The following is a 14,845-nucleotide window of genomic DNA, read 5'->3' as shown; positions in this document are numbered from 1 at the left end:
AAATGGCGGGGTTTAGAGGTCGGGCGGGATTGGGAGATCCCGGCTCGGAGACCGGGATGACGTCCTCTTAACCAATTCTAATACACCAATCCGATAAATCAATCTTCAAGAATATTACAGACAGCATCAGTGAAACTCTTAGTTGTCCCTTGTCCGCCAATATCCTGCGTACAGTCTTCTTTGTGATCCTGCAGTACTGCATACACTGCCGACCGTATTCGTTCTGCCACACGATGCTCATCCAGATGCTCCAGCATCATCAGAGCGGAAAATAAGAGTGCAATTGGATTGGCTTTACCTTGTCCCGCAATGTCAGGAGCCGATCCATGAACCGCTTCAAACATCGCGGCATCATCTCCAATATTTGCCGCACCGGTCACGCCAAGTCCGCCAACCAGGCCAGACGCGAGATCAGATAAAATATCTCCAAACAGGTTTGTGGTTACAATTACATCAAACTGGCTCGGGTTGATCACCATCTGCATTGCCATGTTGTCCACGATAAGATCCTGGAATTCAATGTCGGGATAGTCTTTGGCCACGCGCTCTCCCACTTTCAGAAACAGGCCGGTCGTAAGCTTCAGAATGTTTGCTTTGTGAACAAGCGTCACTTTTTTCCTGTTATTTTTCTTTGCATACTCAAATGCAGCTGTAATAATTTTCTCGCTCGCAGCTTCAGTCACAACAGCTATGCTCTCTGCATGTTTTTCTTCTTCATCTACCCAATGCTCCTTACCGATGTAGAGTCCCTGCGTGTTTTCCCGGAACATCACCAGGTCAACCCCGCGGAAATTACTGTCTACATTCGGGACCGATTTAGCCGGACGAATATTACTGTAGAGGTCGAACTTTTGTCGAAGCGCAACATTGATCGATCGAAAACCTGCGCCAACGGGAGTGGTCAGCGGGCCTTTGAGAACAATCCGGTGCTCTTTTATTGCATCAATCGTCTCCTCCGGCAGCGGGTTTCCGGTCTCATTAAACACCGCTTCTCCCGCTCTTGCGTCAATCCAGTTGATTTGAAGCTTTGCAGCCTCTAAAATTCTGCAAACTGAATCTGTAATCTCTGGCCCAATGCCATCTCCGGATATTCTTACAATGTCGTACATAAATGATGCTATTTGTTTAGATATATTTTTTCTTTCTTCTTCTATGCTGAAGATATGGATTTGACGGTCCAATTTTTACAAACTTCTCCTTAATATAATACGACTTTTATGAACCGATGCAGCTGGGCTACTCATTCAGAATTAGAGAAAGACTATCACGATACAGAATGGGGCGTTCCGAATTATGACGACCGTCATCTTTTTGAAATGCTAATCCTGGAGGGCGCGCAAGCAGGCCTGAGCTGGCTCACCGTCCTCAAAAAAAGAGACTCTTATCGCGAGGCGTTTGATCAGTTTGACCCGGAAAAAATCGTCCGGTACGATGATACAAAACGGCAGGAATTGCTATCAAATCCCGGCATTATTCGCAATCGTTTGAAGGTTGATGCGGCTATACAAAATGCAAAAGCTTGTCTGAAAGTCACGAAAACGCACGGATCGTTCAGCGACTATATCTGGAGTTTTGTTGATGGCGAACCCATCGTGAATGCATTTGAATCTTTAGATGATGTTCCGGCAGAAACGGAGCGATCAAAAGCGATGAGCAAACAGCTTAAAAAAGACGGGTTCAAGTTTGTAGGCCCCACCATTTGCTACGCATTTATGCAGGCTGTTGGGATGGTCAATGATCACGAGGTGAGCTGTTTCCGATATGATGAGGTTTAAAATCAACCTGACAGCCGCAGGTACCGCACTCAGCGATACACCCACCGGATCTGTCAGCGTTGAATTACGGGAAAAATCAGGGTGAGACATTGCATGTCTGTTACTCACTATTCTGCGATCAGAATTCAAACAAAACAGGGGAAAATTTGACTGCTGTTGTTGAAGAGACATGCCATGTCTTTACAAAATTTCACTCCAAACGCTGTCAGAAACCGGTGAAGCGCCGGAATGCTGACAGATCTTTTTACTCATCGCTTCTGCCTTCTCACTTTTCTACCCGGGGACTCTGCCAGGAATCCGGAAACACACCGGATGCTCTTGCAGGTCCATGGTTCAATTCCGGTTCACCATTTTACAGTTCAACAATTTAACGATTCAACAGAATCACCCACGGCGCCCTCAGAAACCGGAACGTCGCCGGCATGCTGACAGGTCTTTTTCTCATCCACGAATATGGAACAGATATTCTTTAGGAGTAAATACTTTCAAATATGATTGCTCAAAATCTGCTTTGTTTCGGGTAATGATACAATCAAGTTTGTAATACTGCGCAGCTGAAACCTGGATTGAATCTTCGAAGTCTTTAAGATCCATTCTTAAAGCATTTATTATGGTCTCTTTATCAACGCCAATTACATCCAAAATCTCAATCAAACTGGAAATAAAAGCAATGGCTGATTTATGCCCTTTCTGCTTTTTTGATATATAATAAATATCTGTGATAGTTGATGCCGTCACGTGACCAGTAACTTTATTCCTGTCTATCATTTCAAACAATTCTGAAGCAAGTTCAAAATGAGGCATCCTTTTTAAAGCGACATCAAGTATAATATTAGTATCAAATAATACCCTCTCCATTATCTGTACTTTTCTGTCAAATAATCTTGCTTTGCTTTATCTGTATCTTCATCAGAAAGAAAACCTGCCCATTTATTCACAAATTCGGAAGCTTTCATTTTCGAATCTTTCTCTTTTTCAGAAGAAATGACAATCACCTCCACCTCCTGGTTACGTAGATCAGAATCGTCCGGGATACGAATAGTTCCTTTTTCAGAGACCTTCGTTTTGAATTTGTAAGCTTTCATCTTATTAGTTTGAAATTTTTCCTGGTATAAACCGCGATGTCTAATGACAACGTTTTAAGACATGATATACTATTATAACTTTTTGCAAACTATACTGCGAATAATATTTGAGCGTGAATAGTCGCGCAATTGAAATTTTCTTTTTATACCAAAATGACTTGTGAGGGAAACATGGCTTGTATATTGTGTATAAACATGGTACGTCTCTCGTGCAACAATAGGATTTATCGGATATAATCTTAGTCGAGGGATTGATCCAAAATATGGGAGTGAACAAACATACCATGTCTGGGCCTGGTTCAACCTGACAGGTACTGTGTTATAATTCAAGTTTAATCTGGTTATTTTCTTCTTTTTTCATGACGTTTACGTTCCTCTACAATGACAGCCGGGTCAAAGGTCTCATGCTTGTTCCATAATACATACATGTACCTCAACAGTTTTTTTTGAACGGCAACATGTGCTTTCATCTCAATATTGTGAACGGCCAACAGCCGTTTATACATATGATAAACTGGGCCTTTCTCGCAGCGTATAACCGTTGACGCCGGCATATACATGGCTTTCCGGATGTATTTGGAGCCTTTTTTAGAAATCTTTTCCTGACCGCACCATTTGCCTGATTGCTGAATAACGACGTCATAGCCACTAAAGGAAATTAGTTGGGAAATGCTGTGGAATACGGAAAATCCATTGGTTTCGGCTAGGATCGAGGCGATCGTCAGATCACCAATCCCGTGAATACTTCGCAAACAAGCGATTGGCCGTTTTAAATCCTCACGGGATTTGAGGTGCTTGCTGATAAGCCCCGTTAGTTTGTTGATTTGCTCGCTCAGCGCCTGAATACACTCTTTTATGGCATCTTCAACGGTGTGGGCCGGCTGTCCGCTATGAGACAGGGCGTGCAGCTGGTTGCGCAATTGCGTGCGCTGTTCCAGCAGTTCGCAGCGTGTGCGCGTCATCGATCGCAATTCGCGCCAAAACGGGTCGATTCCCTTCCAGGGCACCAGATTCCGCTCGGCTCCCATTTGCGATAGTCCATGGGCATCTATTTTATCGGTTTTGCTGCGGTGTCCCTGGGACTCGATAAACTTTTTAGATTGGCTTGGCAGAACAACGGCCTGGTGGACCTCTTCATGGTGTTCATGGATATACAACGCCATTGGCTCATAGTATACGCCAGTAGCTTCCATCGTTACACGCAAGGGTGCGGGCTTCTTCTTCATGTGGCGGCTTGACCAGCTCATGCAGGCTTTAAATCCGGAAAGTTTGTTTTTAAATGTCTTTCGGGCAATGACCTGATAGGTTTGTTCGCGAAGGTTGTAACGCTGAAGGCACGCGGCGAAGTCATCTTTAGAAATATCAATGCCAAGGCTATAAATCATGGGTAGACTGGTAGTTTTTATTTGGTATGAAATGCTGGGAAGGAACCTGACGCTCACATATAGCTCATGAATGGATGATATCGTCATAAAAAATGGTGACGACTCAATAGGTACTGTTGTAAGTTAACGGCAGGAAGACGACCTGGGTGTGCCTGTCAGTGTACATCCAGAAGATCTGGTGTTTAGCACCAAGATGGAATTACCAGGCCGTTTCCATATCCAGCAGGGTGAAAAAAAGGTGTTCAATGGTCATACTTACTGTACTAATTGTCAAATACATCTTGTTTGTATAACATATGAGACGACCTGGGTGTGCCTGTCAGTGTACATCCAGAAGATCTGGTGTTTAGCACCAAGATGGAATTACCAGGCCGTTTCCATATCCAGCAGGGTGAAAAAAAGGTGTTCAATGGTCATACTTACTGTACTAATTGTCAAATACATCTTGTTTGTATAACATATGAGCACCCACCGGATCTGTCAGCGTTGAATTAAGGGAAATTGTAGTACAGGGAGAGACATTGCATGTCTGTTTCTCGCAATTCAGCGATCAGAATCGAAACAAGCCAGTGGGAAAATTTGACTGCTGTTGTTGAAGAGACATGCCATGTCTTTGCAAAAATTCACTCCAAACGCTGTCAGAAACCGGTGAAGCGCCAGAATGCTGACAGATCTTTTTACTCATCGCTTCTGCCTTCTCACTTTTCTACCCGGGGACTCTGCCAGGAATCCGGAAACACACCGGATGCTCTTGCAGGTCCATGAATCAAACCTTAACGACCTCTTCCGGTTCGTAAGCGAGGTTGGGGCCGAGCCACTCTTCTACTTTTTTCACTGTCATTCCTTTTCGGCGGGCGTAGTCTTCCACCTGGTCTCGCTTGATGTCGCCGAGATTGAAGTATTTGGCTTCCGGATGGGCAAAAAAGAGGCCGCTCACAGACGATGCAGGATCCATCGCAAGATGTTCTGTCAATGATATTCCTGTTGCTTCCGGAACGTCCATCAAATCAAACAGCGTCACTTTTTCGGTATGGTCAGGCTGCGCCGGGTAACCAGGTGCCGGACGAATACCGTTGTACATCTCCTTAATCAACTCCTTGTTTTCGAGGTTTTCCTCAGTTGAATATCCCCATAGCTCAGTTCTCACTTTTTCATGAAGATACTCAGCAAATGCCTCGGCGAGCCGATCGGAGATTGCTTTCACCAGGATAGCGTTATAGTCGTCATGATCCTCTTCGAAATGCGACACAAGATCAAGTGTTCCATGACCGGTCGTCACAGCAAAGGCTCCCATATAATCAGCGATACCGGTCTCTTTGGGAGCCACAAAATCGGACAGTGCTTTATTCGGCTGCCCCGCCCGCTTTTTCGACTGCTGGCGTAGCGCATGAAATCTTGCAATCACCTCTGATCGGGTGTCATCAGCATAAATCTCAATATCATCGCCAACTGAGTTTGCCGGGTAAAGTCCTGCTACGCCATGGGCGGTCAACAGATTTTCATCTATAATCTTATCAAGAAGCTCGTTTGCATCCTTGAATAGTTTCCGGGCCTCAACACCGGCTTTATCATCATCAAGAATATCGGGATAGCGGCCCTTCATCTCCCAGGCGATAAAAAACGGGGTCCAGTCGATGTAGTTTCGAAGTACCGACAGATCCATATTCTCTACACGGGTCACGCCCAGTTTCTTTGGCGTAACAATGGGTGTGCTCTCCCAATCAATGTCTGTTTTATTAGCACGCGCTTTCTCAAGCGGGAGATACTTTTTCTTTTTACCCCGGCTTTTGTACTGCTCCCGGAGATCTTCATATTCCGTTGAGATTTCATCCACGAAACCGGTTTTCAGCGTGTCGGATACCAGCCGGTTGACCACCGTGACGCTGCGAGAGGCATCCAGCACATGAATCACAGGATGGTTGTAACTTGGCGCAATTTTTACCGCAGTGTGCATTCGAGATGTCGTCGCGCCGCCGATCATCAGCGGAACACTGAATTTTTCGCGCTTCATCTCATTCGCCACATTTACCATTTCATCGAGCGATGGCGTAATCAGCCCGCTCAGGCCGATGATATCTACATTATGCTCTTTTGCTGCCGCCAGAATTTTTTCGGCAGGATTCATCACGCCGATGTCCACCACGTCGTAGTTATTGCAGCGCAGTACCACAGCCACAATATTTTTCCCGATGTCATGAACATCGCCTTTTACTGTTGCCAGGAGCACTTTCGCTTTGGGTTCTTTGCGTTTATTCTTCTCTTTTTCTGCCTCGATAAATGGAATCAAAATGGCCACGCCTTTTTTCATCACGCGGGCACTTTTCACTACCTGCGGCAGAAACATCTTTCCTGCTCCAAACAGGTCGCCAACCACGTTCATGCCGTCCATCATCGGCCCTTCAATCACTTCAATCGGCCGGTCGTATGCCTGCCGTGCTTCTTCCACATCATCTTCAATATGGTCCACAATGCCTTTCACAAGTGCATGTTTGATGCGTTCTTCAACCGACTCTTTCCGCCAGGCATCATCTTTTTCTTTCGCCGCTCCGCCCGATTTATCCTTGATGGTTTCTGCATACTCCAGCAAGCGTTCCGTGGCATCATCGCGACGATTGAGCAGCACGTCTTCTACCCTATCGCGAAGTTCCGGCTCGATCTCCTCATACACTTCAAGCTGACCTGCATTCACAATTCCCATATCCATTCCCGCTTTAATCGCATGATATAGAAATGCAGAGTGCATCGCTTCGCGAACGGTATTGTTCCCGCGGAACGAGAATGAGATGTTGCTCACACCACCACTCACTTTCGCGTGCGGCAGATTCTCTTTGATCCATTTCGTCGCCTCGATGAAATCGACCGCATAATTATTGTGCTCCTCAATCCCGGTGGCCACTGTGAGGATGTTCGGGTCCATGATAATATCTTCCGGCGGAAACCCAACCTCATCAACAAGAATATCGTACGCCCGGCGGCAAATCTCCTGGCGGCGTTCAAGCGAATCAGCCTGACCTTTTTCATCAAACGCCATCACAATTACAGCTGCCCCGTAATCCATGATCGTCTGCGCCTGCTTTTTAAACTGCTCCTCTCCTTCTTTCAAGCTGATGGAATTCACCACCCCTTTACCCTGCACACACTTCAGCCCGGCCTCAATGACGCTCCACTTTGATGAGTCGATCATCATCGGCACGCGGGAGATATCGGGTTCAGCCGCCATCAAGTTCAAAAAGTCTTTCATCACCTGCTCCGACTCCAGCAACCCCTCATCCATATTCACATCCACAATCTGTGCGCCGCCTTCCACCTGTTCCCTGGCAACAGACAGAGCTTCCTCGTACTCCTCATTTTTGATGAGCCGCTTGAACTTTGCCGATCCGGTGACATTTGTACGCTCGCCCACATTTACAAAATTGGTTTCAGGACGGATCACCAGTGGTTCCAGCCCGCTCAGCCTCATGTACGGCTTTTTCTTTTTGATGACGCGCGGTTTGTGTCTCGCGGCTTCTTCGGCAATCGCCTGGATATGATCCGGGGTGGTTCCGCAGCAGCCGCCCACAATATTTACGAATCCATCGCCGGCATAATCAGCAAACTGTTCAGCCATGAACTCAGGGGATTCGCCATATTCTCCCATCTCATCCGGAAGCCCGGCATTGGGATAAAGACTGGTAAAACAGGTGGCATTTTCAGCCAGATCTTTGATAAACGGCCGCATCTGTTTTGAGCCCAGCGCACAATTCAGACCCACACTCAGCAGCGGATTCGCATGCTTCACCGACAACCAGAACGCTTCCGTGGTCTGCCCGGAAAGCGTTCGGCCGCTCTGATCCACAATCGTCCCGGAGATCATAATCGGAACCTGTTTCCCTATTTTTCGCGTGTATTGATGAATTGCATAAATGGCCGCTTTGCAATTGAGCGTGTCAAACACCGTTTCAACAAGAAGAACATCAACCCCGCCATCGAGCAGGCCTTTTATCTGAACAGTGTAGCAATCTACCAGTTCATCGAACGTTAACGCCCGGAACCCCGGATCTTCCACATCAGGAGAAAGCGAGAGTGTTTTATTTGTGGGGCCGATCGCGCCGGCTACGAACCTCGGTTTACCCGGATTCTTTTTCGTGAACGCATCTGCAGCCTCACGAGCGACTTTAGCCGACGCCACATTCAGATCATAGCTTCTGTCCTGAAGGTTATAATCGGCCTGGGAGATGGGATTTGCGCTGAACGTATTTGTTTCAAGAATATCAGCCCCGGCAGAGAGGAAATTGGAATGAATTTCCCGTATTATATCGGGCTGAGTTAACGACAGAAGGTCATTATTTCCTTTCAGATCATGTTCGAAATTAACGAGTTCTGATCCGCGAAAATCATCTTCAGTTAAATTGTAGTTCTGAATCATGGTACCCATCGCACCGTCAAGAACAAGAATACTTTCTTTCAGGCGGGCAAATATAGGGTGGCTGGAACGCATAGTTTAAAATAATCTTTGTTTACCTGGTTGGCAGAAGCCTATAAAATCCACAATTTACAGGCCAAAATCATTACGTTTATGAAAGTTGTTGAGCATTACGATAGAGCGACCGAACCTCTCATTTCATTCGAAATTATTCCCCCAAAGCGAGGCGGATCAGTGAGTGATGTATTTGAATCGCTTGATAAGGTGGTAGACAAAGTAAAACCTCCCTTTATCGATGTTACTTACCACGCTGCTGAAGCACATGTTGAAGAGAAGAAAGATGGCACATTAAGACGTGTGATTCGCCGAAAACGTCCCGGAACTATCGGGCTTTGTGCGGCTATCCTGCACCGGTATGGCATCGACCCTGTCCCTCACCTGATCTGCGAAGGATTTTCTAAAGAAGAGAGCGAGGATGCACTCATCGAGCTGAACTACCTGGGTATTCATAACGTGCTTGCTATCCGGGGTGATAATACAGGATCTCAGATATCACTCAATCTTAACGGTACCGTAAACAAATATGCCATTGACCTGGTCAACCAGATCCAGAATATGAATAAAGGCGAATACCTGGAAGATATTAACAATGCTGAATCATCAAACTTTTGCGTGGGCGTGGCCGGGTATCCGGAGAAGCATTTCGAAGCCCCGAATATCGACTGGGATATCAAACGCCTCAAGCAAAAAGTAGATGCCGGCGGTGATTATATCGTCACACAAATGTTCTTCGACAACAATGCTTTTTTTGCATTTGTTGATAAATGCCGGGCTGCAGGCATAGATGTCCCTATTGTTCCGGGTATGAAAATACTGACGACGCCCGGACACCTGGTTCGGCTGCCTCGAAATTTTCACCTGAACATACCTGATGCTCTAGCCAACGAAGTGTCATCTGATGAAAAAAATTCGAAGAACATCGGAATTGAGTGGGCCAAACAACAGAGTCTTGAGTTAATGGAAGCGGGCGTCCCCGGCTTGCATTACTATATTATGGGCAGCCCGGACCCCGCGTTGAAAGTCATCGACTTTCTAAAGAAAAAGTGATGAGTTTTGAGTGTTGAGTTATTAGTGAAAAATTAACTCAACACTCACAACTAAACACTCATCACTTCTCAAGCCATTTCTCAAACTCCTCAGCAGATTTCGTATTAAGTACTCGATCAGGACTAAATTTCGCCTTCCGTGCAATCATCACGCCATAGCGAATATCGTCTATTCCTTCAATTGTATGAGCATCCGGGTTGATGGATGTCAGTAAACCCACGTCTTTCGCTTTATTTCCGTACCGCCAGTCGAGGTCGAGCCGGCGAGGATTAGCATTGATCTCTATTGCCACACCTTTCGCTGCAGCCAGTTCTACCAGCTTATTCAGGTCCATTTTACTTTCACTTCGTTTCAAGAGAAGCCGTCCGGTTGGATGCCCAATCATGTGGGTGTACGGATTATTGATTGCGTTTTCAAATCTCTCCATCATCTTATCGAACTCCATCTCGAGTCCCGAATGCACGCTGGCAATTACGATATCAAATCCTTCAAGTATCTTATCAGGATAATCGAGCGAGCCGTCGGTCAGAATATCCGATTCAATCCCCTTAAAGATTCGGAAGTTCTTTTTCGAATACTCGTCGTTCAACTCGTCGATCTCTTCCCATTGCATCTTCACCTCATCAACAGACAATCCGCCGGCGTAGGCTGCCGTTTTGGAGTGATCGGTGACGGTCAAATATTCATACCCGCACTCTATACATGCGTCCGCCATTTGCCTGATGGAAAATTTGCCATCACTCCATGTGCTGTGGGCGTGAACCACGCCTTTGATCTGATCTTCCTCAAGCAAATCCATCGACTCATGATCAGCGTAAAACTCAAACTCACCCCGGTCCTCACGATGTTCCGGCGGCACAAAATTCAGGTCTAGTTTTTTGTAGATATCAGCCTCTGAACTTGTGTCTACCGGCTGATCAAAATCGGTCTCTTTTTCGTCCGTCAGTTTAAACAGACCGTACTCATTAAGCGACATACCTCGATCCCGGGCCCGATGACGCATCACAATGTTGTGTTCCTTACTGCCGGTGAAGTACATCAGTGCAGCCGGGTATTCCTTTTCTGAAACAATTCTTAAATCTACCTGCCGGCCACTTTCGGTCCTTACTGAGCTTTTAGTATCACCACGCCCCAGGACTTCAGTGACAAGCTCGTGATTCACGAACCTTTCAAAAATGTCGCTTGCATTGTCTTTATCAGCCGCAGCAAGAATATCCACGTCCCCTATGGTTTCCACTGATCGGCGCAGTGATCCTGCAATTTCACATCTCGTCACGCCGTCTATTCCGCTCACAAACGCCAGCATTGGCTCGGCCACATCATACGCCTGGTCTATCCGGCAGCGTTCGCCAAACTTCTCCAGGTACTCAATTGACTTCAGGATTTTCTCAGCCGATTTTTCCCCCAGTCCGGGCAGATCCGCCACTGCCCCGCTTTGACACGCCTCTTTAAGCTCGTGCATTTCGGTGATACCCAAAGTTGTGTGAATTTTTACGATATTTTTGGGACCCAGGCCGGAAATATTAAGCCACTCCACCAATCCCTTTGGAACCGACTCCCTGAGAGATTCAAGAACCGGCATGGTACCGGTTTCAACCAGTGCGGTAATATCTTCAGCAATCGACTTCCCAATCCCTTTGATGTCCGTAAGTGTTCCTTCTTCAACATGCGTCAGCACCTCTGTTTTGAGGCCTTCAATAGTTTGAGCAGCGCGGTCGAACGCAATTACTTTAAAACGATTTTCGCCCTTAAGCTGCATCAGATCATGAACTTCACGGAGTTTGGCTGCAATATCCTGGTTGGTCATAGATAGATTTTAGATAAAAGATTTAAGATGAAAGGTGACGGTGGACAGTTGACGAATGACCGAAGTGTGGTTTCTTTGCCCGTTTTATTTATTAAGCTGGAACTACTGAACTGAGTACCGCCCCAATATAGTAGGCTTCAAACAACAACTTCAGATTATCAATTCAGATACCGTTAAAACCATCGCAAAAAAAATACAAAAACCTTGTGAACTCCTCTTTCCATTTATACAGAAAAACCCCTATCTTTTAAGTCTTGTTGAAACTACCCTGTAAGCGGAATCATTACCCCAAATACTTTCGGGGTTGAGGGGGCAGTTTCCGTCGTCCTCTACAAGACGACAAAATTGACAAACATATTGAATATTGTTTTTGCCCTGGTGGCGGAATTGGTAGACGCGCTGGCTTGAGGGGTCAGTTCCCGTTTAGGGAGTGCTAGTTCGACTCTAGTCCAGGGCACAATAAGCCTTGTAAGTCATTGACTTGCAAGGTTTTTTTTATTTATGGTACAAACATTGGTACAAACAAACCTCATGTTTGCACCGATTTTTTCTCTCCAAGTAAAAGCTCGAATACACCCAAAAACTAAAATGAAGTAAATCTCCTATGAGACTCAATAAGGTTTTTACTATAAATAAAATTGAACTTTGAGTGGATTTGGTTATAATAAATTTATAAATCGAATAATCTAAGGCTAATCTTAATTACAAAGCCCTTGCAAAAAAAAGCAACGGAATTTTCTTTAGTGGTAGTCGGTAATATGCCAACCACACTATTCACACCACAGTGGTTATTGAATCACGGCTTATTGAGTAAAACTGAAGCAGATAATGCTAAAATCCACGTCATATCACCAAAAATAACTAGTTTTGATATTGCAGAATGGGGCAAATTAGAAATTAGACCAGACCGCTTAGTATTTGGAACTGTAAGTGATTCTCATCATGAGATAATAAAAGATATAGTTTTATCATTAATTACTGCAGTTGAGGGAAATGAATTAAATTTTCTTGGAGTTAATTTTACATACCATTTCACTGTAAGTGAAAATGATTATCTAGACATTGGAAGAAAACTTGCGCCTTTTGAAAATTGGGCTAATATAATTAGTAATCCTAAAATGGAACGGATAGAAATGGTTCAAGAAGAAAGAAGTGATGGTCATAAAGGTAAAGTCAGGATCAGAGTTCAACCTTCGAGACTAATTGAGAAACTCGGTGTGGAGTTCAGAATAAATAACCATTTCGAAAGAGTTGGTGTAGCTGACCAATCATCCAAAGAATTTATTAATTTGCTCAATAATTTTTGGTTTGAAGCACAAGATGAAGCGAATAAAAAATTTAATTTTTTTCTAACCAACTTAGATATTACTTAAACTATGGATTCAAAGACTCTCGAGATTTTAAGTGTAGAAGAAGATACTCTAAATGAATCAATACAAACAGGAGAGGATTATACTTCAGAAGAAGCCACTCACAATATTTATAGTGAAAAAATTACTGACTACGAAGAAAAAGACACTACGATCGATGACACTCAAACTCATTCTGAAAATGAGTCTACTTCTGAGAAAGACTTATTCACTAAAAGTGGACAATCCTACAAAAATTTATCAGTATTCGAATCTATCCAAAAATGGAAAGGACATGTAACAAAAGTAAAAGATGAAAGTTTTGAAGCTAGACTAATAGATTTAACAAATGGTGGCGCTGACGAATTTGCAGAATTTTCAATCTTTGATATATCTGAAAATGAACGTGAATCACTCGAAATTGGCAAAATCTTTTATTGGAGTATTGGAAGAAAAGAATATTTAGGACAGATAGAAAAATCTTCCAGGATTCGATTTCAAAAGGTTATCAAGTGGGATTTAAGTTTAGTAAATAAAGTAAATTCTAAAGTCGCTGAATATTTAAAAGCGCCCGAAGCAAACTGATGAAAATCAACTCATTTGATTTAGACATTTGCTCAGTAAATATTATATCTCAAGGTGGTGGATATGGAGAAAGTATCGTTATTCACCTAGGCAATAGAGACTTTATTGTTATTGATAGTTGCGTAGATAAGAAAACAGGAAAAGCACTTCCCCTTTTATTTTTGGAAGAAAACAATATCGATTTCTCTAGAGTTAAGAGAATAATTTGCACGCATTGGCATAAAGACCATATAAATGGGATGCCACAAATCGTTGAGAAATGCCAGGATGCAGATTTTGTATTTGCTAGAGCAAATAATAAAAAGAAGTTCTACGATTTTGTTACTCTCGATAGCGAAAACAAGGAGAGGTTTGAGAATTCCACTACAAGTGACTTCGTAAAATGCCTTGATTCTTTAAGTAATAAAGCAAGAAGATGGAGAGCATCTTATGATCAAATTTTATATTCGGATGTCTACAAATCTCAAAGAATAGCTATCAGTGCTTTATCCCCATCTGAAAAAGTTAATGAGGATTACGAAATCGAACTTTCAGGATTAATAGATCAAGCATCTAAATCTGATATAAGAACTCCATTACTTTCTCCCAATGATAAATCTGTAGTATTGCTCATAGAAATTGGGTACCACAATGTTTTGCTCGGAGCTGACTTAGAAGTAAAAGATAATGATCTATATGGATGGTTAAACATAACGAGGTACTCAAATATAGTTAATGGAGCAAATAAATCTACCTACTTCAAAATTCCACACCATGGCTCTGAAAATGGATTTCATCAAGAAATTTGGGATAAACTATTAGAGAAAGATCCTATAGCTAGTATTACCCCATATTCTAAGTCTTCTCTGCCTAAGCAGGACATGCTTCATAAGTATCATAATCTTACAAAGAGCCTACACCTTACATCCTCACCAAAGAAATTCAATAGACCTAAGAAGCGGGATTCACAGATTACTAAAGCGATTTTGAGATTCAACCCTACTGTGAAAGAATTAAGAAAGAGCCTTGGAATAGTATCACATACAATTGACATTACCGCAAAAAATGCTGAATGGAAATCTCAACATATTGGAGAAGCTTTCGAGATATCTCTAGCTAGTTAGTTTTTTAAAATTGTTATTACAACTTTTAGAAGGTACTAATTTGAATAAAAATTGACTGTTAACTTACAAAACAAATTACTTTCTGCGAACAGTGAGATATGGGACTACAAACAAGCCCACGCCTTGCCACAACCACTTACCCAGGCTTTAATTAACTCCTTTCATCTAACTATATAAGATGTTAATAACGACTTTTATTTTTTGTCTTTAAATGCAAAAAGGGAGTGCAGCTAACTGCACTCCCTTT

Annotated in this window: 11 protein-coding genes and 1 tRNA gene; 6 read left to right on the top strand and 6 right to left on the bottom strand. The window is 43.6% G+C overall.

Going from position 1 to position 14,845, the window contains the following annotated elements:
- Positions 1-98 precede the first annotated feature (98 nt).
- Positions 99-1,109 carry an isocitrate/isopropylmalate dehydrogenase family protein gene (locus AABW11_RS12305; RefSeq protein ID WP_340105406.1) on the bottom strand — a complete coding sequence of 337 codons (1,011 nt, stop codon included), beginning with the start codon at positions 1,107-1,109 and terminating at the stop codon, positions 99-101.
- Between the two features lie 108 nt (positions 1,110-1,217).
- Here AABW11_RS12305 and AABW11_RS12300 point away from each other — a divergent pair, with 108 nt between their 5' ends.
- Complete coding sequence (locus AABW11_RS12300; protein WP_340105405.1) at positions 1,218-1,775, top strand: DNA-3-methyladenine glycosylase I; 558 nt, start codon at positions 1,218-1,220, stop codon at positions 1,773-1,775.
- 441 nt (positions 1,776-2,216) lie between these two features.
- Here the strand turns inward: AABW11_RS12300 and AABW11_RS12295 are convergent, their stop codons facing one another.
- From AABW11_RS12295 to metH, 4 genes are all read right to left on the bottom strand, one after another.
- Positions 2,217-2,633 (bottom strand): type II toxin-antitoxin system VapC family toxin, encoded by a 417-nt coding sequence (locus AABW11_RS12295; protein WP_340105404.1) that lies wholly within the window; start codon positions 2,631-2,633, stop codon positions 2,217-2,219.
- Complete coding sequence (locus AABW11_RS12290) at positions 2,633-2,860, bottom strand: hypothetical protein (protein ID WP_340105403.1); 228 nt, start codon at positions 2,858-2,860, stop codon at positions 2,633-2,635. Before AABW11_RS12290 ends, AABW11_RS12295 begins: the two co-directional genes overlap by 1 nt.
- 341 nt (positions 2,861-3,201) lie before the next feature.
- Positions 3,202-4,245 carry an IS110 family transposase gene (locus tag AABW11_RS12285; protein WP_340105402.1) on the bottom strand — a complete coding sequence of 348 codons (1,044 nt, stop codon included), beginning with the start codon at positions 4,243-4,245 and terminating at the stop codon, positions 3,202-3,204.
- A 766-nt stretch (positions 4,246-5,011) separates the two neighbouring features.
- Positions 5,012-8,722 carry a methionine synthase gene (gene metH / locus AABW11_RS12280; RefSeq protein WP_340105401.1) on the bottom strand — a complete coding sequence of 1,237 codons (3,711 nt, stop codon included), beginning with the start codon at positions 8,720-8,722 and terminating at the stop codon, positions 5,012-5,014.
- A 78-nt stretch (positions 8,723-8,800) separates the two neighbouring features.
- Here metH and AABW11_RS12275 point away from each other — a divergent pair, with 78 nt between their 5' ends.
- On the top strand, positions 8,801-9,754 hold the full coding sequence (locus AABW11_RS12275; RefSeq protein ID WP_340105400.1) for a methylenetetrahydrofolate reductase: 954 nt from the start codon (positions 8,801-8,803) through the stop codon (positions 9,752-9,754).
- A gap of 61 nt (positions 9,755-9,815) precedes the next feature.
- Here AABW11_RS12275 and polX read toward each other — a convergent pair whose 3' ends face one another.
- Entirely contained in the window at positions 9,816-11,561 is a 1,746-nt protein-coding gene (polX, locus tag AABW11_RS12270) for a DNA polymerase/3'-5' exonuclease PolX (RefSeq protein WP_340105399.1), read from the bottom strand.
- A gap of 372 nt (positions 11,562-11,933) precedes the next feature.
- Between polX and AABW11_RS12265 the strand changes: the two genes are divergently transcribed.
- The 4 genes from AABW11_RS12265 to AABW11_RS12250 all read left to right on the top strand — a co-directional run bounded on the left by AABW11_RS12265 (position 11,934) and on the right by AABW11_RS12250 (position 14,598).
- Positions 11,934-12,018 (top strand) — tRNA-Leu (locus tag AABW11_RS12265).
- Between the two features lie 256 nt (positions 12,019-12,274).
- A complete protein-coding gene (locus AABW11_RS12260; protein WP_340105398.1) occupies positions 12,275-12,934 on the top strand; it encodes a hypothetical protein in 660 nt (219 codons plus the stop codon).
- Positions 12,935-12,937: 3 nt separating this feature from the next.
- Positions 12,938-13,495 carry a hypothetical protein gene (locus AABW11_RS12255; RefSeq protein ID WP_340105397.1) on the top strand — a complete coding sequence of 186 codons (558 nt, stop codon included), beginning with the start codon at positions 12,938-12,940 and terminating at the stop codon, positions 13,493-13,495.
- Positions 13,495-14,598, top strand: coding sequence for an MBL fold metallo-hydrolase (locus AABW11_RS12250; RefSeq protein ID WP_340105396.1), 1,104 nt, complete (start codon positions 13,495-13,497; stop codon positions 14,596-14,598). Before AABW11_RS12255 ends, AABW11_RS12250 begins: the two co-directional genes overlap by 1 nt.
- Positions 14,599-14,845: the final 247 nt, after the last annotated feature.

Origin of the sequence: Rhodohalobacter sp. 8-1 (assembly GCF_038150125.1) — a bacterium.
In the GTDB taxonomy this organism is placed as follows: domain Bacteria; phylum Bacteroidota; class Rhodothermia; order Balneolales; family Balneolaceae; genus SW132.
The sequence above is the reverse complement of the archived record's forward strand: the minus strand, read 5'-3'. Positions and strand labels throughout refer to the sequence as shown.

What these genes read in the sequence shown, in the direction of transcription:
- AABW11_RS12305 (WP_340105406.1), bottom strand. Translation starts at nt 1,109, where the DNA reads ATGTACGACATTGTAAGAATATCCGGAGATGGCATTGGGCCAGAGATT.
- AABW11_RS12300 (WP_340105405.1), top strand. Translation starts at nt 1,218, where the DNA reads ATGAACCGATGCAGCTGGGCTACTCATTCAGAATTAGAGAAAGACTAT.
- AABW11_RS12295 (WP_340105404.1), bottom strand. Translation starts at nt 2,633, where the DNA reads ATGGAGAGGGTATTATTTGATACTAATATTATACTTGATGTCGCTTTA.
- AABW11_RS12290 (WP_340105403.1), bottom strand. Translation starts at nt 2,860, where the DNA reads ATGAAAGCTTACAAATTCAAAACGAAGGTCTCTGAAAAAGGAACTATT.
- AABW11_RS12285 (WP_340105402.1), bottom strand. Translation starts at nt 4,245, where the DNA reads ATGATTTATAGCCTTGGCATTGATATTTCTAAAGATGACTTCGCCGCG.
- metH (WP_340105401.1), bottom strand. Translation starts at nt 8,722, where the DNA reads ATGCGTTCCAGCCACCCTATATTTGCCCGCCTGAAAGAAAGTATTCTT.
- AABW11_RS12275 (WP_340105400.1), top strand. Translation starts at nt 8,801, where the DNA reads ATGAAAGTTGTTGAGCATTACGATAGAGCGACCGAACCTCTCATTTCA.
- polX (WP_340105399.1), bottom strand. Translation starts at nt 11,561, where the DNA reads ATGACCAACCAGGATATTGCAGCCAAACTCCGTGAAGTTCATGATCTG.
- AABW11_RS12255 (WP_340105397.1), top strand. Translation starts at nt 12,938, where the DNA reads ATGGATTCAAAGACTCTCGAGATTTTAAGTGTAGAAGAAGATACTCTA.
- AABW11_RS12250 (WP_340105396.1), top strand. Translation starts at nt 13,495, where the DNA reads ATGAAAATCAACTCATTTGATTTAGACATTTGCTCAGTAAATATTATA.